Genomic DNA, 21,171 nt, shown 5'->3' with positions numbered 1-21,171 from the left:
CAATGTTTCAGTGCTCACACCTGTGGGCTTTATAGTGTGAGTTCATACATGAGGGGGTGCCTCGACCGTGGGACCACATCATGATGAGCTGCGGCGCTGGCTGGCCGGGATCGCCGACATCGGCGCCGCCGTCAGTCGCCAGGAGCCACTCGGTGATCTCCTGAACCGGGTGGCCCGGACCGCCTGCTCACTCATGGGATACGACTTCTGCGGCGTCTTCCTGCCCAACCCCGAGGGCACCGCGCTCGTCATTCGCGGCTACCACGGCCTCTCCCCCGAGTACGTCGACCTGGTCAACGCCGAACGCCCGATCCTGCTCGGCGTCGGACGGGAGGGTGAGGCACCCACCAGCCGGGCGTTCCGCACCGGCGACATCGTCGCCCTGGAGGACATCGGCCTCGAACCACGGTTCGGCCCATGGGGGGGCGTCGCTCAGGAACAGGGCTACCGGGCACTGGTGTCCGTGCCACTGCGCCGCGCCGGTACGGTCGTCGGCACCCTGAACTGCTACCGCCAGTGGCCCCACCACTTCGACGACGCGGAACGCGAGCTCGTCGGCACCCTCGCGACCCAGGTCGCCATCGCACTGGTGACCGCCCAGTTGCAGGTCCGGGAGCGGGCGACCATCGGCGAACTGCGCGAGCTCAACCGCTCCCTCTCCAGGCAGCACGCCATGCTCCACCGGGCGGAGGAGATCCACGTCGAGCTCACCGCGATCGCCCTGCGCGGCGAGGGAATCGGCGGTGTCGTCACCGCGCTCGCGGACCTGCTCGGCTCCGACGTCCTCGCCGACGACGCCCACGGATCGGTACTGGCACGTAGCGACGGCAGGCCGCTCGAGACCGACGCGCCGCCACCGGCGGCTCTGGACCTCACCGAGGGGTCGCTGGTGGAAACGGTGCTGGAGGACGGGACCTTCGTCGTGTCGGCGGTCCTGCTCGACGGCGAGGTCGTGGGACGGATCTGGGTCCGCCGGCCTCTCGCCTCCTTCACCGGGCTCGACATCCGCGCCACCGAGCACGCGTCGGTCGTCGCGGCACTCGAACTGCTCAGGGAGCGCACCGCCGCGGACGTCGAGGGGCGCCTGCGCGGCTCCATCGTCGCCGACCTGCTCTCCGACGAGTCCCTCGACGTCGCCGCCGTCACCGAACGGGCACGCCGCATGGGCCACGACCTCACCGGCCCGCACACCCTCAGCGCCATCGCGGTACGCGAGACCGACGGCGCCGCCGGACTCCCGGCCGCCGAACGCGCGCTCGCGACCATCACCCGCCTCCTCGCGGGTATGGACCCGCTCCCGCTCGCCGCCGCGCACCGGGGCCTGGTCGTCGTGCTCTGGCCCGACCGGATCGCCTGGCGAGACGGCACGACGGACACGCCGCGCGAGGCGACCGAGCGGCTGGCCGACGCGCTCGCCAAAGCCCGCTCGGTGAAACAGGTGACCGCCGCCGTGGCGGCTCCGACGCCGGCCCTGCCGGGACTTCGGACGGCCTTCCGGACGGCGCGGGGGGCACTGGAACTGGCCGCCGAGTCGCCGGACCCGGTCGTCCTCCACCTCGCCGAGCTGACCGTCGACAACCTGCTGCTCCAGGTCAGCGACACCGACGGGCTACGCCAGTTCGCCCGGCGGGTGCTCGGGCCGGTGCTCGACTACGACCGCGAGCGCTCGACCGACCTGGTGACCACCCTGCACGTCCTCCTGGAGAACGACATGGACAGGAGGGCGGCGGCGAGGGAGTTGCACATCCACCCGAACACCGTGCTCCAGCGTATGCGCCGGATCGAGGACCTGACCGCTCTGAAGCTCTCACGTCCGCGCGACCTTCTCGAGATCACGACCTCGTTGACGGTCGCCCGGATCGCCGGTCTGCGAGAGCCGCGTCTCGGCAGGACCGGGAAGTGACTCGTCCGAAGTGCCGGTGTGCGGAAGGGAGGACCCGCTCTCCACCGGGTGATCCATAACACGGAGGCGAAAAGTGTGTCTCGTGAACATGTCAAATGGGTTACGGCGATTTTAACGTGCGCTGGTAAGGGCCGGTGATACAGGTCACAGGGCCACAAAGGAGCACGTCATGGCCGCATCCCTTCCCGCAGGTCTACTCCGCATCCTCCTCACCCTGTCGCTCGGACTGGTCGGCGCGGCGACCGCGACCACGTCCCCCGCGCGAGCCGCGTCGCTCGTCCAGGTCGGCTCGTTCGGCGGCAACCCCGGCAACCTCACCATGTTCAGCTACCGTCCCGACGGGTCGGCCGCCGGGCGCCCGCTGGTGGTCCTGCTGCACGGCTGCACGCAGAACGCGAGCGGCTACTTCGCCAACTCGGGCTGGCGCAAGTACGCCGACCAGTCGGGATTCACCCTCGTCCTGCCGCAGACCAGCAGCGCGAACAACTCGTCGAGCTGCTTCAACTGGTTCCAGACCGGGGACACCACCCGGGGCCAGGGCGAGGCCGCCTCGATCCGCGCCATGGTCGCCTACGCGGTCTCCACCTACGGGACCGACCCCGCGCGCGTCTACGTCTCCGGCCTGTCGGCGGGCGGTGCCATGTCGGCCGTCATGCTCGCCACGTACCCGGACGTCTTCGCGGGCGGCTCGATCGGCGCGGGGCTCGCGTACCGGTGCGCCGCCAGCCTGACCCAGGCCTCCACCTGCCAGTACGGTCCCGTCAGCAAGACCCCGCAGCAGTGGGGCGACCTGGTACGCGGCGCCTACTCCGGCTACTCGGGACCGTACCCGCGCGTCGCGATCTGGCAGGGACTGTCCGACTACACCGTCGTCCCGGCCAACGCCACCCAGCTGCGCGACCAGTGGACGAACGTGCGGGGCGTCTCGCAGAGCCCCACCTCCACGCGGAGCCTCACCGGCGGCACCTCGCTGAAGGTGTACGGGAGCGATGTGGTGCGCGTGTACGAGATCACCGGCATGGGACACGGCCTGCCGGTCGATCCCGGCGGCGCCGCCGACCAGTGCGGCAACGCGGCGGCGTACTTCCTCGACACCATCTGCTCGGCCTACCACGACGCGCAGTTCTTCGGCCTGACCGGCGGGACGACCCCGCCCCCGACCGGCACGCCGACCCCGACGCCCACCCCGACCGTGCCGCAGACCTGCGTCAGGGCGAGCAACTACGCCCACACCACCGCCGGACGGGCCTACCAGTCGGGCGGCTACACCTACGCCAACGGGTCCAACGACGCGATGGGCCTGTGGAACACCCTCGTCACGCACGGCCTCAAGCAGACCGGCCCCAACCACTGGGTCCTCGCCGACGGCCAGTGCTAGAGCGCCGTCGGACGACGGGAGCCCGAACGAACGACCGGCCGGCCGGCGGATCGGCCGGCCGGTCGTTCGCGAGGACGGGGCTCCGGGGCCCGTACGGAACTCGGACCCACGCCCTAAAATCCGGCCAAATCGTCCAGGCAGTCAGCCTTCCTAGGCCGAGGGGTCGAGGACTCCGAAGCTCACCAGGGCGATGATGACGATCCCGAGGGCGATCCGGTAGATCACGAAACCGGTGAACCGGTGGCTGCTGATGTACTTCAGGAACCACGAGACCGCGAGGTAACCCACGATGAACGAGATCACGGTGGCCAGGATCGTGGGACCCCACTCGGGCGCCCTGCCATCGCCGATCTTGAACAGCTCCAGGAAGCCCGCGCCCAGCACGGCCGGGATGGCGAGCAGGAAGGAGTACTTGGCGGCCTCCTCGCGGCGGTAGTCCAGCAGCAGTCCGGCGCTGATGGTGCCGCCGGAGCGGGACACGCCGGGGATGAGGGCGAGCGACTGGGCGAAGCCGTAGATGAGGGCGTGGGTGAAGCTGAGGTGCCGCTCCAGGGTGAGCCTGTTGCGGGCGGTGTGGTCGGCGAACCACAGGACCAGGCCGAAGACGATCAGCGTCGTGCCGATCAGCCGCAGGTCGCGGAAGGCGCTCTCGATGGAGTCCTTGAAGAGCAGCCCGAGCACCACGATCGGGATGGTGCCGACGATGACGTACCAGCCCATCCGGGCGGCGTGGTGGGCGCGCAGGGCCGGGGTCCACAGGGACCGCGTCCAGGTGGAGATGATCTCCCAGATGTCCTTGCGGAAGTAGATCACCACCGCGGCCTCGGTGCCGAGCTGGATGACCGCGGTGAACGCGGCTCCCGGGTCCTGCCAGCCGAAGAACGCCGACACGACCCTGATGTGGGCACTGGAGGAGATCGGCAGAAACTCCGTCAATCCCTGAATCAGTCCGAGGACCACCGCTTCGAACCAGCCGATCACTTGAGCACCTTCCGTACCAGCGCGTGCGTAACCTACGCGAGGCTAGCGGAGCGGCGGGGCAACTGTGACCCGAGCATCCACCCTTGCGGCGACTCTCGTCGGAAGGCCCGGCCATGGGCGCATCCGGCCGCCATCGTGTGGAACACCTCCCTGGCACGACCCCGGGACGACGATCGGAGAGCTGGGAATGACGGACAAGACGATCGCGGACTTCTGGTTCGACCCCTCCTGCCCGTACACCTGGATCACCTCCCGGTGGCTGGCGGAGGTGGAGCGGGTGCGGCCCGTCGAGGTGCGCCGGCACGTGATGAGCCTGTCGGTGCTCAACGAGGGCCGCGACAAGGACCCCGAGGGCGACCCCGAGGGCTACCTGTGGGTGCCCGTGCGCGTCTGCGCGGCCGTGCGGCAGGAGTACGGCCAGGAGGCGCTCGGGAGGCTCTACACCGCGATGTGGACCGTCGGACGCGCCCGCGGGGAGGACTGGGCCGGTTCCCTGCACGACTCCCTGGCCGCCGCGGGCCTGCCGCCGGAGCTGGCCGAGGCCGGGACGTCGACGGCCTACGACGAGGCGGTGCGCGCCTCGCACGCGGAGGGCATCGGCCTGATCGGCGAGCACGTCGGCACCCCGGTGGTCGCCGTCACCGGCCCCGCCACCGGTGGCGGGCGCGTGGTGTTCTTCGGCCCGGTGATCTCCCGGGTCCCGGTGGGCGAGCGGGCGGGCCGCCTGTGGGACGGGACGCTGCTGGTGGCCGCGACCCCGGGGTTCCACGAGCTCAAGGGCGTCCCGCCCGAGGTGCCCCGGCTCGACGACCCGAGCTGACGGGCCGGGGCCCGAGAGCGCCCCTGCGAAGAGGGGCCCTCCCGGGAGGGGCCTCCGGGAAGGGGCCTCCCGAGAGGTCTTCCCAGGAGCGAAGAGGTCCCTCCGGGAGCGGTCCTCCCGAGAGGACCGCTCCGAGAAGGGCTCTCCTGAGAGCGGTCCCTCCAAGAAGGGCTCTCCCGGGAGGGTCTTCCCAGGAGAGGTCTTTCCGGGAGCGGTTCTCCGGGAGCGGGTTTCCGCGAGGGGGTGCGGCCCGCGTGCCGGGCCCTCCGGAGGGTTCCGGACGGCCCGTGGAGGGGAAGGCGCGGGCCGCACCCGGTCTCGCCTACCGTCGCCGGGTCACCGTCCCGCTCACTGGCGGGTCAGCTTGACGTCGTCGACCCCGGCCTCGACCAGGGAGGCGCCGGAGGCGTCACCGGCCTCGATCAGGATGCGGACGCTCTGTCCCGCGAAGGCGGAGACGTCGACGTCGGCCGCGCCCCAGGCGCCGTTGCGGTTGGAGGCCGCGCCGAGCTGCTGGAACACCTGTGTGGTGGTGGAGCCGACGACCTTCACCCGCAGGAAGTCGGCGCTGGAGGCGTTGGAGCCGTGCGCGAGGTACCAGGAGAACGCCAGCTTGAGCGTTCCCGTCGACGGCAGGGTGACCGCCGGCGACCGGACGCTGGTGATGCCCCCGTCGATGTCGTAGTCGCCCGCCGCGGCGCCCGCGAGCCTGCCGGTGACCAGGTCGTTGCTGCCGCTCACGGTGGTGCCGAGCTGCTTGGCGCCGCTGGAGGTGGTGGCCTCGGGGTCACCCCGCTCCCACAGGCCGGAGGTGGCGGTGTCGGTGCCGGACGGGTTGGTCGTCCAGCCGGTCGCGGTCTCGAAGGTGTCCTGCCAGACGACCGTCGGAGGTACGGCGGTCGCGGTCGTCCACACCGCGTAGGCGATGGCGTCGGCGTTGCGGTTCAGCGCGGTGTCGCTGATGTTGGACGTGGTGTCGCACGCCCGGTGGTAGCAGGGGTCGAACGCCTGCCCCGCCGTACCGCCCCAGAGGGTGGCCTGGGCGCTGGACTTGACGCCCTCGGCGCCGGTGAAGGTGCCGCCCGCGGGGATGCCGACGGCGATGAACGGCCCGTAGTCGGAGCGGCCGTCGAAGTCGGTGCCCCGGGTGGCCACGCCGATCGAGGTGAAGTACGCCTGGAGCGTCGACTCCAGCTGCGCCGAACCCGCCGGGCCGGGGCCCGAGCCGACGCCGTCGGAGTTGTCGCCGTCGTAGACGAAGTAACCGGCGTTGGGCGAGCCGACCATGTCGAAGTTGTAGTAGCCCTTGATCTTGGCCCGCTCGGTGGCCGAGAGGCTGTTCACGTAGGCCTGCGAGCCGCGCAGGCCCAGCTCCTCGGCGCCCCACCAGGCGAAGCGGAGGTGCTTGGTGGGTGCCAGCGACTGGCGGGAGACCTCGAGGGCGGTCTCCAGGATGGCGGCGCTGCCGGAGCCGTTGTCGTTGATGCCCGGTCCCGCGGTCACGCTGTCGAGGTGCGAGCCGACCATGAGGATGTCGTTCGGGTCGCCGCCCGGCCAGTCGGCGATGACGTTGTAGCCGGTCGCGCCGTTGTAGGTGAACGACTGCAGGGAGGTGGTGAATCCCGCGCCGTCCAGCAGGCCCTTTACGTAGTTGGCCGAGGCCAGGTAGCCGGGGCGGCCGTGGGCGCGGTTGCCGCCGTTGGCGGTCGCGATGGACTGGAGCTGGGTGAGGTGTGCCTTCACGGCGGTCAGCGAGATGTCCGGTGGGACGGCCGCCGACGCCGACGGTGCGGTGAACGCCAACGGGATGGCCAGGATCGCCGCCATGCCCATGGTCCACAGATTGCGCATCATGCTCCTCGGGTTTGAGGGTGTGTGGGTCCCCCGAGCGGCGCGCACCCATGGCGGGTGCGCGCCGTACAGCGTGGTGGTGCGCTTGCGGAGCGGTTCCCTAGCGGGTGGCGCCCGTGGGTGCCGCGGACTTCGCCGCGGACTTGGCGAGTGCCGCGTTGCGGTCGGGAATACCGGTCAGGTCATAGGCGAAGTACGCGGTGGCGTAGCCGATGGCCTTGGAGTTGCGCTCCAGCGCGGCGGCGTTGATGTTGTCGATGCCGTCACAGGCGGAGTGGTAGCAGGGGTCGTAGGCGACGCCCGCGGTCCCGCCGAACTTGGCGGCCTGCTCGGCGGTCTTGACGCCCTCGGCGCCGGTGAAGATGCCGCCGGCCGGGATGCCGTTGGCGATGAACGCCCCGTAGTCGGAGCGGCCGTCGAAGTCGGTGCCCTCGAACGAGAGGTTGCGCTTGGCGTAGAATGCCTCGAGGCGCTTCTCGATCTCGGGGGAGCCGGCCGGGCCCGCGGGGGCGCCCTCGGCGTCGGAGTCGTCACCGTCGTACAGGAAGGTGGCGTCGTTCGGCGAGGCGATCATGTCGAAGTTCAGGTAGAGCCTGATCTTGTCCTTCTCGGACTGAGACAGGCCCGCGACGTACTGATCGGAGCCGAGCAGGCCGAGTTCCTCGGCGCCCCACCAGGCGAAGCGCACCTTGTACTTGGTCGGCACGTGGGCCAGCTTCAGCGCGGTCTCCAGGGTGGCGGCGCTGCCGGAGCCGTTGTCGTTGATGCCGGGGCCCTCGGGCACGCTGTCGAGGTGGGCGCCGACCGCGACGATCTCGCCGGACTTGCCCCAGCGGGAGTCGGCGATCAGGTTCTTGGTACGGCCGACCTCGGTCTCGGCGTCGACCTTCAGCCGGACGGTGGTGTTCGGGGCGGCGGCCAGGTCGAGGCCGACGGCCGTGCTCGCCATCACGATGGGGAAGCCGAAGCGCCACTCGCGGATGTCGAAGACGAGGGGGTCGGTCCGGCCGGGCTGGCCCTCGTTGAAGAAGATCACACCGGCCGCGCCGGCCGCCTTGGCGTTGGTGGCCTTGTCGACGAACGGGCAGGTGCCGCGCTGGATCAGCGCGATCCGGCCGGGGACGAACCCGGCGAAGTCGGAGGTCTCACAACCCGCCGTCGAGGTGTTCGGGGTCGGTGCCGGCGGGATCACGGCGTCGACGACCTGCACCTGCGCGGTGACGTCGCCTGCGCTGGAGGAGATCACGGTCACGAAGTCGGCCGGGTTGGCGTAGGTCTTCGCCACGGGAGCGGTCTGCTGCAGGACGGAGGGGCTCGCCTCCTCCCAGCTCAGGGGGAACTCGACGTCCGTTGTGGAGGTCTTGTAACCGGCCTTGCGCAGCTTGTCCTGCACGTAGGCGAGGGAGGCGTCGTAACCGGGCGAGCCCGCGGCGCGGTTGCCGCCGTTGGCGGTCGCGATCTGCTGGAACTTGTCCAGGTGCTTCTTGACGTTGCTGCCCTTGATCTGCGTCGCGAACACGTTGGCGAGGACGTCGGTGACGCCGGGAGACGTGGTGGTCGCGATGGTCGCACTCGCCGGGACGGTGAAGGCGAGAGGGAGAGCGATGGCCGTGACCAGGGTGGCGGTCTTGACCATGCTGCGTCGTAACCTCAGGCGCATAGCGCTCCTCGGGGTGGAACGGAGGGGAGATCCCCTATTACGTACATGGCGGAACGTACCGTGATCAACTGGTTTCGCCTAGATGCGCCGACGCTCAGGTGCACGAAAAGTTATCAAGCGACCCTGACAGGGTTTTCTCAGGGTCGTCCCGGGAACGGGTGAGTTCCGGTCGTTCGTTTGAAGAGACGAAGAACACCGATTCGGGGAGAGGTATCGTGCACCGTTCGAGAAACCACAAGATAATCGCCGGAGTTTGCGGCGGGATCGCGGAGACCCTCAACATGCCGCCCACCCTTGTCCGGGTGTTCTGGCTGTTGCTCTCGCTCATCCCCGGACCCCTGTGGGTCGCCTACGTGCTCATGTGGATCTTCGTCCCCAAGGCGCCGGCTGTCCGCTACTGAGTCCTCAAGGGTCCCCGAAGGTCTCCAAGGGTCCCCAAAGGTCCTCAGGGGGTCCTGAGGGGCCCCTCAAGGGTCAAGGGGTCCCCAAGGCGCTCGCGGGCCGCCGGTGAAAATAAGCTGGGGGCATGAGGCGACGCCCACTGTCCCTGGTCCAGGACGACCTGGTCGACTACGAGAAGGCGATGGAGCGGATGACCGACCTGGTCGGTCAGCGGCAGCGCGACGAGCGCTCCGACACGCTCTGGTTGCTCAGCCACCCGCAGGTGTACACCGTGGGCAGGCGAACCCCTGAGCAGCACCTGCCCGACCCCGCTCACGGCATCCCTGTCGTGAGCACGGGTCGCGGCGGGCAGCTCACGTACCACGGCCCCGGCCAGCTGGTCGGGTACCTGGTCGTCAAGCTCGGCGAGGACGAGGGGATCGTCGACTACGTCCGCGAGGTCGAGCTGAGGCTCGTCGGCGCGCTCGGCGCGCTGGGGGTCGCGGCCGAGCGCCGCGACACCCCTCCGGGTTCGGAGCTGCTGACCGGCGTGTGGACGGCCGAGACGGGACGCAAGATCGTCTCGATCGGCATGCGGCAGAGCCGCGGCGTCACCAGCCACGGGTTCGCCCTCAACGTCGACGGCGACCTGACCCCGTGGGGCTGGGCGGTGGCCTGCGGCATGCCCGACGTCGACATGACCTCCATGGGGCGGGAGGCCCCCGCCGCCGCGGCCATGGACCGGGTCCGCGCGGCGGTGGCGGAGGCCTTCGAGGCGAGCTGACCGGCTTTCCGGCCGGCCCGCCCCGGGGTGGGGATCAGCCGATCGGCTCCTTGCCGACCGGGTCGGCCGGGCCCGCCGGGTCGAACGCCTCGGCCATGTCGACCGTACGGCGCGGGCCGGTGAACCAGTGCTTCGCCGACAGCGTCCACCACAGGCCCACGGCCAGCACCATCACGCCGACCACGATCGGCGAGTAGTTGACCGCGGTCCAGGTGAAGTCGTCGCTGAACGGCACGGCGGCCGGGACCAGCGGCATGATGAAGTAGATCGAGACGATGACGATCTCGATGATGGCGATCCAGCACATGACCTTGTACTTCGGCCCCAGCGTCCAGGGCCCCGGCTCGAACCGGTCACCCATCCGCAGCCGGAGCCAGATCGGGATCGCGAAGGCGATGTAGAGGCCGATGACCGCCACCGACACGACCGCGTAGAAGGCGAGCGGCAGACCGCCGGGGGCCTCGTACAACGCGGGCAGGGTGAGGATCAGCGCGGCCGTGCAGCCGAAGACGATCGCGTTGACGGGGGTCCGGTTGCGGTCCACCTTGGACCACAGGCGCCAGCCGGGGATGGCGCCGTCCCGGGAGAAGGCGTAGGTCATCCGGGACATCGAGGTCACGCAGCTCATCCCGCAGAAGAACTGGCCGATGGTGGAGATCGCGAAGATCGCCGTGGCCAGGTTGCCGGGGAGCGCGCTGTCGAAGATGGCGCCGACGAAGCCGCCCGCCTCGTTGACCGCGTCCACGTCGGTGGCCGCGAACAGGAAGGCGAGCAGCAGGACCCAGCCGCCGATCGCCGAGTAGAAGATCGACTGCCACAGTCCCCTGGCGGCGGCGGTGGAGGCGCCCTGGGTCTCCTCGGACACGTGCGCGCACGCGTCGAACCCGGTGATCGTGTACTGCGTCAGCAGGAAGCCGAGCGGCAGCACGTAGAACCAGTACGACGAGTCGGAGAAGCCGGAGTTGTTGATCGTCTCGGTGAAGACGAACGACATCGACTGGTGCGAGTCGGGGCCGAAGACCAGGATCAGCACGACCACCGCCGCGCCGAACACGTGCCACCACACCGAGACGTTCTGCAGCGTCGAGATCAGCCGGTGGCTGAAGATGTTGATCAGGCCGTGCAGCACCAGGATCACCGCGAACAGGATGAACGCGTTGGTCAGGCTGGGGTCCCAGCTGGGGAAGAACCGGTTGAGGGTGATGTTCAGGAAGGTCGCGCAGCCGTAGTCGACCGAGGCCGTCACGGCGATCAGGCCGATGAGGTTGAACCACCCGGTGAACCAGCCGTGGATCGGCCTGCCCATCTTGGCGGCCCACCAGTAGATGCCGCCCGCGGTCGGATAGGCCGAGACCAGTTCCGACATGCACAGCCCGATGATCAGAATGAAGATCGAGATCAGCGGCCACCCCCACGCGATGGCGACGGGGCCACCGTTGTTCCAGGCCTGGCCGAACGTGGTGAAGCAGCCGGCCAGGATGGAGATGATCGAGAAGGAGATGGCGAAGTTGGAGAAGCCGCTCCAGGTTCTGGAGAGCTCCTGCTTGTAACCGAGTTCGGCGAGGCGCTTCGCGTCCTCGTCGACCGGTGTTGGCTTGGTCACTCAAGCCTCCTTGCGTGGTGGTGCGGGGGGGTGGGGAGATCCGGTGCTCGCGCCCCGGACGTCGTCGACGAGCCGTCCGAACCCCGGGTCGTCCAGGTCCCGTACGGCTTGCGAGAACTTGTCGGCCGCCTCGGCCTCGTAGTCGAAGTCGGCGTCGGCCGCCTGCTCCTTGAGCAGTCCGTGGTGCACGGCGAACCAGAGCGTCCAGGTCAGGTTGGACATGATCAGGTTGAGCCGGACCCGGGAGGTGAGTCGCCGGTCGTCGACGCCGAAGTAGGCGCGGGCCAGCCGGACGGTGAGGTCGGGGTCGTAGTCGGCCTCGGCCGCGATGTCGCCCAGCTCGAAGGCGGGGTCGTTGTTCCCGGAGAGCTGGTAGTCGACGATCCTGACCTCGGTGCCGCAGCGGATGAAGTTCTCCGGCAGCAGGTCGTTGTGGCACGGCACCGTGGGCAGCGGATCGGCGGCGAGCGCCCGTTCGATCTCCGCCGCCGCGGGAAGGCGGTCCCGGTAGCCGTCGGGTGTGGCCAGTTCGTGGGTACGGCACAGGGCGAGGAACTCGTCCAGCTTGCGGAAGATGGAGAAGTCGTTGACGAACCTGGGCCCGGCGTGCAGCCGCCGGCAGGCCGCCGCGATGGGGCCGGGGATCGTCCGCACGGTGTGGGCGTCCAGGGTGACGCCGTCGAGATACTCCAGGACCAGCGCGCCCGGCAGCCGGTGCAGCACCCTGGGGCCGACCCCCGCGTCCGCCGCGTGGAGCGTGTTGGCGATCTCCTGGTCGAGCGGTATGCCCAGGCCGGCCTCCGAGACCCGGGGATCCAGCACGCGCAGCAGCCATCGCCGACCGTCGGCCGTGGTGAGACGGGAGATCCGGTGGCTGAGCCCACCCTTGATCAGAGTCTCGGTCACGGGCTGGTCAGCCCATTTACGGACGTCCGCTAGAGGATCTGGCATGCCGCCCTCCTTTGGCCTACCTTCATACCATTGATCCGATTCTGTGGACTAGTTGTTACAGAGGGGTTGCGCGCCTTGAAACTTCCCAGCTCCGCGCGAGCCGTCGTGGTCGGCGGCGGGGTGGCCGGTTGTAGCGTTGCCTATCACTTGGCGAGGCTTGGCTGGACCGAGGTGATCCTCGTCGAGCAGCACGAACTCACCGAGGGAACCACCTGGCACTCGGCGGGATTCGTGGGCCAGCTCCGCTCCACGGTCACCCAGACCAAGATGATCATGTATTCGGCCGGTCTCTACCCCGAACTGGCCGAGCTCACCGGGCTGGACCCGGGATGGCACGGGGTGGGCGGCCTCCGCCTCGCGACCACGCCCGAGCGGGTGGAGGAGTCGCTGCGGCTGGCCGGGGCCGGGGAGACCTACGGCCTGGGCCTGGAGGTGATCTCCGGTGCCGAGGCCAAGGAGATGCTCCCGCTGCTGCGCGCCGACGACGTGCGAGCCGCACTCTGGCTGCCCGGGGACGGCTGGCTGGACCCGGCGCTGCTGGCGAGGGCGCTGGCGGCCGGGGCGCGGAAGCTGGGTGTGCGCATTCACACCGGGACGCGCGTGACGGGACTCGACGTGGCGAAAGGCGCGATCACCGGGGTCCGGCTCGCGTCGGGGACTGGGGACTCCGGGGGAACCGGCGATTTCGAGGAGTGGTCGGTCCTCGCGGAGACCGTGGTCGTCGCGGCCGGCGCGGCCAGCGGACGGGTCGGACGGCTGGCCGGGGTCGATATTCCGGTCGTGCCGATCAAACACCAATATGTCACCACCGAATCATTCGGGGTTCCGTCGTCCATGCCTACGGTGCGGGATCCGGACAACATTGTCTATTTCCGGGAAGAAAATGGCGGGATTTTGGTAGGCGGATATATTCGGAATCCGGAAATCTGGGACACGGCTGTTCCCCTGGATGAGCCGCGGACCGTCTTTCCCCCGGATATGCCGAAATTTCAGGAATCGTGGGAATCGGCGGTGCGGAGAGTTCCCGAGCTGGCCCGTACCGAGATCACGAAGGTCGTGCACGGCCCCGAGGCGTTCACCCCCGACGGCGAGTTCCTTCTCGGCGAGACCCCGGTCCGCGGATTGTGGGCGGCGGCGGGCTTCTGCGTCCACGGCCTGGCGGCGGCCGGGGGCGTGGGCAAGGTCATGGCCGAGTGGATCGTTGATGGCTCGCCCGAGTACGACATGTTCGGGATGGATCTGCGGCGCTTCGGGAGTCACGCCCGCTCCACGTCGTGGACCCGGGCCAAGGCCCTGGACTCGTACTCCAAGTACTACGACATCGTCTACCCCGGTGAGGAGCGCACCGCCGCCCGGCCGCTCCGCCGCTCGCCCGCGTGGGTGCGCCATGTGGAGCTGGGAGCGGCGTTCGGCGAGAAGTCCGGCTGGGAACGGGTCAACTGGTACGAGCCCGGCGACGGTCCCCCCGTGGACGACCAGGCCGTCCACCTCGACGGCCGGGCTGTTCCCCTGGGCGGCGGAAGTCTCCACGCCGACGGCCGGGCCGCTGACCCGGACGGCGGGAGTCCTCGCCCCGGTGACCAGGGTGTCTCCCCGGACGCCCCGGGACCCCGCCCGGACGGCTGGGCGGGCCGGATCTGGTCGCCCGCCGTACGTGAGGAGTGCCTGGCCACCCGCGACGCCGCCGGACTCTTCGACCAGACCTCGTTCTCCAAGCTGGAGGTGTCGGGGCCCGGGGCCCTGGAGGGGCTGCAGCGGGCGTGCGCCGGGCAGCTCGACAGGCCGGTGGGCTCGGTCGTCTACACCCAGCTCCTCAACGAGCGCGGTGGCATCGAGGCCGACCTGACCGTCACCCGCCTGACGGAGGACCGCTTCCGGCTGATCACCGGTACGGCTTTCGGCGTCCACGACGCGGCCTGGCTCCGCGGCCAGGGCCTCGACGTCCGCGACGTCACCTCGGCGTACGCCTGCTACTGCCTGTGGGGTCCGAGAGCGCTCGACATCCTCGGTTCCGTCTCCGGCGACGACCTGACCTTCGGCTACATGAAGGCCAGGGAGATCAGCGTCGGGAACGTCCCGGTGCTGGCCCAGCGGGTGACGTTCGTCGGCGAGTTCGGCTGGGAGCTGTACTGCCCGTCCGAGTACGGGCTGACGCTGTGGGACACGCTCATGGAGGCGGGCACGCCGTACGGCATGCGCCCGGCCGGGTACCGCGCGATCGACTCGATGCGCCTGGAGAAGGGCTACCGCGTCTGGGGCATGGACATCACCCCGGAGACCACTCCCCACGAGGCGGGCCTGGGCTTCGCGGTCGCCCGCGACAAGGACTTCCTCGGCCGCGCGGCCCTGGAGGCCGCCGCGGGAGCGGGGGTCGGTGCCGGGGCCGGTGTCAGGGCCGACGGGGGCGCGGGTGCCGGTACAAAGGCCAAGGCCGACGGCGGTGCGGGCGCGGGGACCGGTGCGTCGGCGCGGCGGCTGTTCTGCCTGGTCCTGGACGACCCCCGCCAGGTCTGCCTCGGCGGGGAGCCGGTCCGCGCCGGTGGCCTGCCCGTCTCGCGGGTGACCAGCGGCGGGTACGGCCACCGTGTCGACCGCTCGATCGCCTACGCCTACCTGCCGGAGGGCACCGCCCCCGGCGACCGCGTGGAGGTCGGCGTCACCGGCACCTGGGTGGGCGCCGCCGTCGCCGCGGAACCCCTCTACGACCCGTCCTCGGAACGCGTCCGGCGCCTGCCGTCCTGACCCGTCCCCGGAGGGGCTCCGCCGGATCCCGGAGGGCGCCGTGAGGCCGGTCGGCCGGGGGCCGGCCGGCCTCACGGCCCATCGCGGTCCCTCACGACCCTTCGCGGCCCCTCATGGCCCCTCGCGGGTCCGGCGGCGAGGGATCGACACCCGTCCCTGATTTCCCATAGGTCCCGTCGTGGGCCTGCGTATCGGCCATCCTGTGATCTGGAGACCGGCGTCAGGTATACCCCCCTGGGGTTGCCGAAAAGGTGGTGGTGTGGCACTGTGGTCGAGCGAACGTATACCCCCTAAGGGTATCGAGGAGGGATGGTCGAGATGAACGGCGCGATCAAGGTGGGGGCGTACGCGCTGGGGCTGGCCGTGGTGTTCGGCGGAGCCCTGGGGGCGGGGCGGCTGGCCGGTCCGGTCGGGCCGGTGGGGAGCGCGGCGGCCGAGAGCTCTCACGGCACCGGCACCGAGCGGGGCGCGGGCGAGGACGCCGGGGCGGGCGCGGACCACGGCGGCCATCAGGATGCCGGGCAGGAGACGGCGGCCGCGAGGACTCCGGCCCTTCCCGCGGGACTCCAGGTCGCCCAGGGCGGATACATGCTCATGCCGGAGACCGACGAGGTCAAGGCGGGCGAACGAACCGATTTCCGCTTCTCGGTGATCGGCCCCGGTGGATCCCCCGTCACCGGCTTCACCACCCAGCACGACAAGAAAATGCACTTCATCGTGGTCCGCCGCGATCTGACGGGCTTCCAGCACCTGCACCCCACCCAGCTGGGAGGCGGCGTCTGGTCGGTCCCGCTCGAACTCCCCTCCGCCGGGGAGTACCGCGCGTTCGCCGACTTCGCCCCCGAGGGGGCGCAGCCCCTGACGCTCGGCATGGACCTGTCGGTGGCGGGCGACTACCGGCCCGAGCCGCCCGCCGTCCCGGCCGAGACCGCCGAGGTGGGCGACTACACCGTCACCCTCACGGGAGATCTCATCCCCGGCCGCACCAGCATGCTCACGCTCTCGATCGCCAAGGACGGCGAGCCGGTCACGGACCTGCAGCCCTACCTGGCCGCGTACGGACACCTGGTCGCGCTGCGCGACGGTGACCTGGCCTACCTGCACGTGCACCCCGACGGCGCGCCCGACGACGGGCGCACCGCGCCCGGCCCGAACATCACCTTCTACGCCGAGGTGCCGAGCGCGGGGACCTACGGGCTCTACCTGGACTTCAAGCACGCCGGGACCGTGCGCACCGCCGTGTTCACGGCCGCCACTAGCCCGGATCCCGAGGGGAGCACGGCCACGGCGCCGTCCGGGGACGGCCACGGGCACAGCCACCAGCCGTGAAATACCCCGTAGGGGTTAGGTGTTCTCATAACGAGGAGAGATACATGCCTGGACACACCCATCGCGGGGTCGACGCCCCGCTCCGGGTCGGGGGACGGGCCCGCCCCCGGGGGGCGGCGAGGTCGGCGGCGAGGTTTCCGGCCCCGGCCGGTCGGCCGATGACGGCTCCGGCCGTCGGGACGGTCGAAGGCGTCGCGATGATCGGAGACGCCGAGACGGTCGAAGGCGCCGAGACGGCGACGGCTCCGGGCCGCGTACGACAACGCCGCGTACGACAGCGGAGACGACACGTACGACGACAGAGACAGAGAAGGCACGAGGAGAGGCCGTGACGTCCATGACCACCGGCGAAGCACCCGCCCACGGTGAGATCGAGCTCGCCATCGGCGGCATGACCTGTGCCTCCTGCGCGGCCCGCATCGAGCGCAAGCTCAACAAGCTGGACGGCGTGACCGCGACCGTCAACTACGCCACCGAGAAGGCGAAGGTCGTCTACCCCGCAGGCGTCACCCCCGACGACCTGGTCGCGGAGGTGGAGAAGGCCGGATACACCGCCGAACCGCCCGCTCCGCCGGTGTCCACCGAGCGGAACGGGACGGACGAGGAGGAGGAGGAGAGAGAGACGGAGCGCGCCGGGCTCGCTCCCCTCAGGCAGCGCCTGATCACCTCGGCCGTGCTGTCGGTGCCGGTCGTCGCGATGGCGATGATCCCGTCGCTGCAGTTCGACAACTGGCAGTGGCTCTCCCTCGCCCTGGCGGGCCCCGTCGTGGTCTACGGCGGGTGGCCCTTCCACCGGGCGGCCTGGACCAACCTGCGGCACGGCGCCGCGACCATGGACACGCTGGTCTCGCTGGGGACGATCGCCGCCTTCTCCTGGTCGCTCTGGGCCCTGTTCCTCGGCACGGCGGGCATGCCGGGCATGCGGCACGGCTTCGAGTTCACCCTGTCCGGGGGCGACGGCTCAGGAAGCATCTACTTCGAGGCCGCGGCCGGGGTGGTCACCTTCATCCTCGCGGGCCGCTACTTCGAGGCCCGCTCCAAGCGCCGCGCCGGTGCCGCGCTCCGCGCGCTGCTGTCGATGGGCGCCAAGGACGTCACGCTGGCCTCCGGGGAGGTCGTCCCGGTCGGCGGGCTCACGGTGGGCGACCTCTTCGTCGTACGGCCGGGGGAGAAGATCGCGACGGACGGCGTGGTCGAGGAGGGGTCCTCGGCCGTGGACGCGTCCATGCTGACCGGCGAGTCGGTCCCCGTCGAGGTGCGGCCGGGTGACGCGGTGGTCGGCGCCACCGTGAACGCCGGGGGGCGCCTCGTGGTGAGGGCCACCCGGGTCGGCTCGGACACCCAGCTCGCCCAGATGGCCAGGCTGGTGGAGGACGCCCAGAACGGCAAGGCCGCCGTGCAGCGGCTGGCCGACCGGATCTCCGCGGTGTTCGTGCCGATCGTGATCGCGCTGTCCGTGGCCACCCTCGGCTTCTGGCTCGGTACCGGCTCCGGCGCCGCCGCGGCCTTCACCGCCGCCGTGGCGGTGTTGATCATCGCCTGCCCCTGCGCCCTGGGCCTCGCCACGCCGACCGCGCTCATGGTCGGCACCGGCCGGGGCGCCCAGCTGGGCATCCTGATCAAGGGCCCGGAGGCGCTGGAGTCGACCCACGGCATCGACACCGTGGTCCTGGACAAGACCGGCACCGTGACCTCGGGCACGATGACCCTCAAGGACGTCTTCCCCGCCGCCGGTGAGGAGCGCGAGGAGGTGCTCCGGCTGGCCGGGGCGCTGGAGGGCGCCTCCGAGCACCCCGTGGCCCGCGCCGTCGCCCGCGCGGCGAACTCCACCGCCCAGGTCGAGGACTTCACGAACGTCGAGGGTCTCGGCGTCCAGGGCGTCGTCGACGGGCACGCCGTGCTCGTCGGGCGGCCCCAGCTGCTCGCCGACTGGTCGCAGCACCTGCCGCCCGAGCTGGAGGAGGAACTGGAGCGGGCACGGGCACGCGGGGAGACGGCCGTCGCGGTCGGCTGGGACGGGAAGGCCCGCGCGGTGCTCACCGTCGCCGACGCGATCAAGCCCACCTCGGCCGAGGCGGTCGCCGCGCTGCGCGCGCTCGGCCTGCGCCCGGTCCTGCTGACCGGCGACAACGAGACGGTGGCCCGTACGGTCGCCGAGGCCGTCGGCATCGAGGAGGTGATCGCCGACGTGCTGCCCGCCGACAAGGTGGAGGTCGTCAAGCGGCTCCAGTCCGAGGGCCGTACCGTGGCCATGATCGGCGACGGGGTGAACGACGCCGCCGCCCTCGCCCAGGCCGACCTCGGCATGGCGATGGGCACCGGCACCGACGTCGCGATCGAGGCCTCCGACCTCACCCTGGTCCGGGGCGACCTTCGGGTGGCCGCCGACGCGATCAGGCTGTCCCGCCGCACGCTGCGCACCATCAGGGGCAACCTGTTCTGGGCCTTCGCCTACAACGTCGCGGCCATCCCGCTGGCCGCGCTCGGGCTGCTCACCCCGATGATCGCCGGGGGCGCGATGGCGCTCTCCTCGGTGTTCGTGGTCAGCAACAGCCTGAGGCTGCGCCGCTTCAGGTGAGGGGCGCCCTCACGGCGGGCACGGGCGTTATGGTGGAGTCCGCGCGGCAGGGCGCACCCGGTCCGCGGGAAGGGCAGAGCCCACCTGAGCACCACACTGCTCGTCGGCCGACCTCCTTTTCGGCCCGATCACGCGGACGTCGGGCGTGACGAAAGGGAGGCCCCCGTGCCCGTTCGCCGTCTTCCCGACAACCCCAGCCTCGAATACCTGAGGAACCAGGCCAAGCGCCTCAAGAGGGCGGTCCGTGCCGCCGACACCGCCGCGCTGGAGCTGGTCGCCGAGTTCCACCGCCGCCCGTTCCCCGGTCCTCCGGCGCGGCCGGCGGCGTCGCCGCAGGTCGATGGCCCGCGCCCGCTCCCCGGGTTCCGGGCGCGGCCCGCCGGGTCGCCGGGCGGGGGAGACCCGCGTCCGCTCCCCGGGCTCTCGGCGCGGCCCTACGGATCGCCGCCGGCCGAGGGAGCCCCGCGCCCGGCGGAGGGGTTCACGCTGGCCGACGCACAGCTGACGGTCGCGAGGTCGTACGGCTTCGCGAGCTGGCCCCGGCTCCGCGCCCACCTCGACATCCTCGCGTTGCACTCCCGCTCACCCCACCTGGTGCCCCGGAGCGCGGACCCGGTCGCGGAGTTCCTCCGGCTGGCCTGCCTGCCGTACGGGAACGACGACCCGTCGCGCCGTCGCGAGGCGGCGCGGGCGCTCGCCCTGGACCCGGGACTCGCGGTCGCGAGCGTCCACACCATGGCCGCGACCGGTCAGGTGGAGGCGATGGCCGCGACGCTGGCGGCAGACCCGGGCCAGGCGCGGGCCGAGGGCGGGCCGTACCGGTGGGAGCCGTTGCTCTACCTGGTGTACTCGCGGGTCGAGGGCGGCGACGCGCCGGAGACCGCCCGGCTGCTGCTCGCACACGGCGCCGATCCGGACGCGGGATACCTGTGGGACGGGCTCACCTCGCCGTTCACCGCGCTCACCGGGGCCTTCGGCGGTGGCGAGCGCGGTGAGCCGCCGCACCCGCGCTCCGCCGAGCTGGCCAGGCTCCTGCTGGAGGCGGGCGCCGATCCCAACGACAGCCAGACCCTCTACAACCGGGGGCTCTGCGGGTTCGGCTCCGACGACACCGAGCACCTGGAACTGCTCTTCGAGTACGGTCTCGGCCGGGGGGACGGCGGGTCGTGGCACCGGCGCCTCGGTCCCACGCACGCGACACCGGAGCAGATGCTCCAGGACGAGGTGTACGCCTCGGTCATCAGGCGGCGGCCCCGGCGCCTGAGGCTCCTGATCGAGCACGGCGCGGGCCTCGACGGCCCCGGCACGGGCCATCCGGCCTTCGAGGGCCGTACACCCTACGAGCTGGCCGTGCTCGGCGGGCATCCCGAGCTGGCCGGAATGCTCGCCGAGGCCGGGGCGAGGATCGCGCCCTGACGCGCCGACCGGTGATCGCCGGTCCCTCGCGTCGGGAAACGCGATCCTCCGACGCCCGGAACAGCGGAAACCGGGAGGCGGCCGGTCACCGCGTCGCCGGTCCGCAGGGTCCGCCGGGTCCGCCGCGTCCGCGGGGTCAGAAGATGGGACAGGGCCGATGATCAGGGTCCGGTACGGGGTCTCCCGTGCCGGACCCCTCGCGTTCCGACAACTGGAGGATCTCCCCGACCGCGGCCTCGTCCGCGGTGTAGATGTGCGGCACGTCGACGAACACCCTCATCGACCCGCAGCCCACCGTGAGGTCGTCCGCGACCTCGCTCTGGATGCCGCGCAGCGGTACGTAGTTCAGATAGGAGGTGAACACGTTCTGCGACCGGAAGGCGGCGGTCATGACCAGCCGCCCGGCACGAAGCCTGAAGGCCAGGCTGGTCAGGCAGGGCACCGCGTCGGGAGGCTCGCCGGGAGCGGTCAGCGAGATCCAGCCGCTCTTGGTGTACGGCTTGGCGCGCAGCACGTCGGCGATCCAGCCGAGCTGGTCGACGCCGAGGAACTGGCGGAGTCGCCCTCCGTAGCTGTACTTGAACGGCGGGACGACCGAGCGTTCGCTGAACTTGCTGGAGTACAGCGGGATCTTCCCGGCGTCACCGTAGCATTTCAGCACCGGATCGTCCCAGGCCAGGCCGGTGACCTCGAACAGCACCGCCGGAGCCTCGATGATCGGGCCGCGGTCGTCCAGGGCGGGCCCGCCGTTGTGTGTCACGTGTCGCATCAGCCAGATCCACGTCTCCCCACAA

The 21,171-nt window shown here is 70.9% G+C and carries 15 protein-coding genes; 9 read left to right on the top strand and 6 right to left on the bottom strand.

All coding sequences use genetic code 11. The annotated features are described in order from the left end of the window. The first annotated feature begins 67 nt into the window (after positions 1–67). Both ACFFRH_RS04305 and ACFFRH_RS04300 read left to right on the top strand, forming a co-directional pair. Positions 68–1,903, top strand: a complete 1,836-nt coding sequence (locus ACFFRH_RS04305; RefSeq protein WP_344742719.1) for a helix-turn-helix domain-containing protein — start codon at positions 68–70, stop codon at positions 1,901–1,903. A gap of 169 nt (positions 1,904–2,072) precedes the next feature. Next, positions 2,073–3,281, top strand: coding sequence for an extracellular catalytic domain type 1 short-chain-length polyhydroxyalkanoate depolymerase (locus ACFFRH_RS04300; RefSeq protein WP_386154363.1), 1,209 nt, complete (start codon positions 2,073–2,075; stop codon positions 3,279–3,281). A gap of 150 nt (positions 3,282–3,431) precedes the next feature. On the opposite strand, the gene ACFFRH_RS04295 is transcribed toward ACFFRH_RS04300, so the two are convergent. After that, complete coding sequence (locus ACFFRH_RS04295) at positions 3,432–4,262, bottom strand: undecaprenyl-diphosphate phosphatase (RefSeq protein ID WP_344742721.1); 831 nt, start codon at positions 4,260–4,262, stop codon at positions 3,432–3,434. Positions 4,263–4,449: 187 nt separating this feature from the next. Between ACFFRH_RS04295 and ACFFRH_RS04290 the strand changes: the two genes are divergently transcribed. Then, positions 4,450–5,082: a mycothiol-dependent nitroreductase Rv2466c family protein gene (locus tag ACFFRH_RS04290; RefSeq protein WP_344742722.1), complete on the top strand. Its 633-nt coding sequence runs from the start codon at positions 4,450–4,452 to the stop codon at positions 5,080–5,082. A 348-nt stretch (positions 5,083–5,430) separates the two neighbouring features. On the opposite strand, the gene ACFFRH_RS04285 is transcribed toward ACFFRH_RS04290, so the two are convergent. Then, on the bottom strand, positions 5,431–6,933 hold the full coding sequence (locus tag ACFFRH_RS04285; RefSeq protein WP_344743057.1) for a M28 family metallopeptidase: 1,503 nt from the start codon (positions 6,931–6,933) through the stop codon (positions 5,431–5,433). 100 nt (positions 6,934–7,033) lie between these two features. Further along, a complete protein-coding gene (locus tag ACFFRH_RS04280; protein WP_386154359.1) occupies positions 7,034–8,593 on the bottom strand; it encodes a M28 family metallopeptidase in 1,560 nt (519 codons plus the stop codon). A gap of 215 nt (positions 8,594–8,808) precedes the next feature. On the opposite strand from ACFFRH_RS04280, the gene ACFFRH_RS04275 reads away from it, so the two are divergent. Further along, entirely contained in the window at positions 8,809–8,994 is a 186-nt protein-coding gene (locus tag ACFFRH_RS04275) for a PspC domain-containing protein (protein ID WP_344743060.1), read from the top strand. Between the two features lie 125 nt (positions 8,995–9,119). Further along, entirely contained in the window at positions 9,120–9,758 is a 639-nt protein-coding gene (gene lipB, locus ACFFRH_RS04270; protein ID WP_344743061.1) for a lipoyl(octanoyl) transferase LipB, read from the top strand. A 34-nt stretch (positions 9,759–9,792) separates the two neighbouring features. On the opposite strand, the gene ACFFRH_RS04265 is transcribed toward lipB, so the two are convergent. Further along, positions 9,793–11,361 carry an amino acid permease gene (locus ACFFRH_RS04265; protein ID WP_344743062.1) on the bottom strand — a complete coding sequence of 523 codons (1,569 nt, stop codon included), beginning with the start codon at positions 11,359–11,361 and terminating at the stop codon, positions 9,793–9,795. Further along, a complete protein-coding gene (locus tag ACFFRH_RS04260; protein WP_386154354.1) occupies positions 11,362–12,312 on the bottom strand; it encodes a phosphotransferase in 951 nt (316 codons plus the stop codon). A gap of 105 nt (positions 12,313–12,417) precedes the next feature. Here ACFFRH_RS04260 and ACFFRH_RS04255 point away from each other — a divergent pair, with 105 nt between their 5' ends. The 4 genes from ACFFRH_RS04255 to ACFFRH_RS04240 all read left to right on the top strand — a co-directional run bounded on the left by ACFFRH_RS04255 (position 12,418) and on the right by ACFFRH_RS04240 (position 20,377). After that, on the top strand, positions 12,418–15,054 hold the full coding sequence (locus ACFFRH_RS04255) for a GcvT family protein (RefSeq protein WP_344743138.1): 2,637 nt from the start codon (positions 12,418–12,420) through the stop codon (positions 15,052–15,054). Positions 15,055–15,363: 309 nt separating this feature from the next. Continuing rightward, positions 15,364–16,383: a DUF8832 domain-containing protein gene (locus ACFFRH_RS04250; protein ID WP_344743064.1), complete on the top strand. Its 1,020-nt coding sequence runs from the start codon at positions 15,364–15,366 to the stop codon at positions 16,381–16,383. A 337-nt stretch (positions 16,384–16,720) separates the two neighbouring features. Then, a complete protein-coding gene (locus ACFFRH_RS04245; protein WP_344743140.1) occupies positions 16,721–18,961 on the top strand; it encodes a heavy metal translocating P-type ATPase in 2,241 nt (746 codons plus the stop codon). 165 nt (positions 18,962–19,126) lie between these two features. Beyond that, the gene (locus tag ACFFRH_RS04240) at positions 19,127–20,377 is read left to right on the top strand and encodes an ankyrin repeat domain-containing protein (RefSeq protein WP_344743065.1); all 1,251 of its coding nucleotides are present in this window, start codon (positions 19,127–19,129) and stop codon (positions 20,375–20,377) included. Positions 20,378–20,513: 136 nt separating this feature from the next. Here the strand turns inward: ACFFRH_RS04240 and ACFFRH_RS04235 are convergent, their stop codons facing one another. Next, entirely contained in the window at positions 20,514–21,146 is a 633-nt protein-coding gene (locus tag ACFFRH_RS04235; RefSeq protein WP_344743067.1) for a thymidylate synthase family protein, read from the bottom strand. Positions 21,147–21,171 lie beyond the last annotated feature (25 nt).

The organism is Streptosporangium vulgare, assembly GCF_042428775.1.
Lineage (GTDB): Bacteria > Actinomycetota > Actinomycetes > Streptosporangiales > Streptosporangiaceae > Streptosporangium > Streptosporangium vulgare.
Note: the sequence above shows the minus strand (reverse complement) of the source record. Positions and strands in the feature narration are given on the sequence as shown.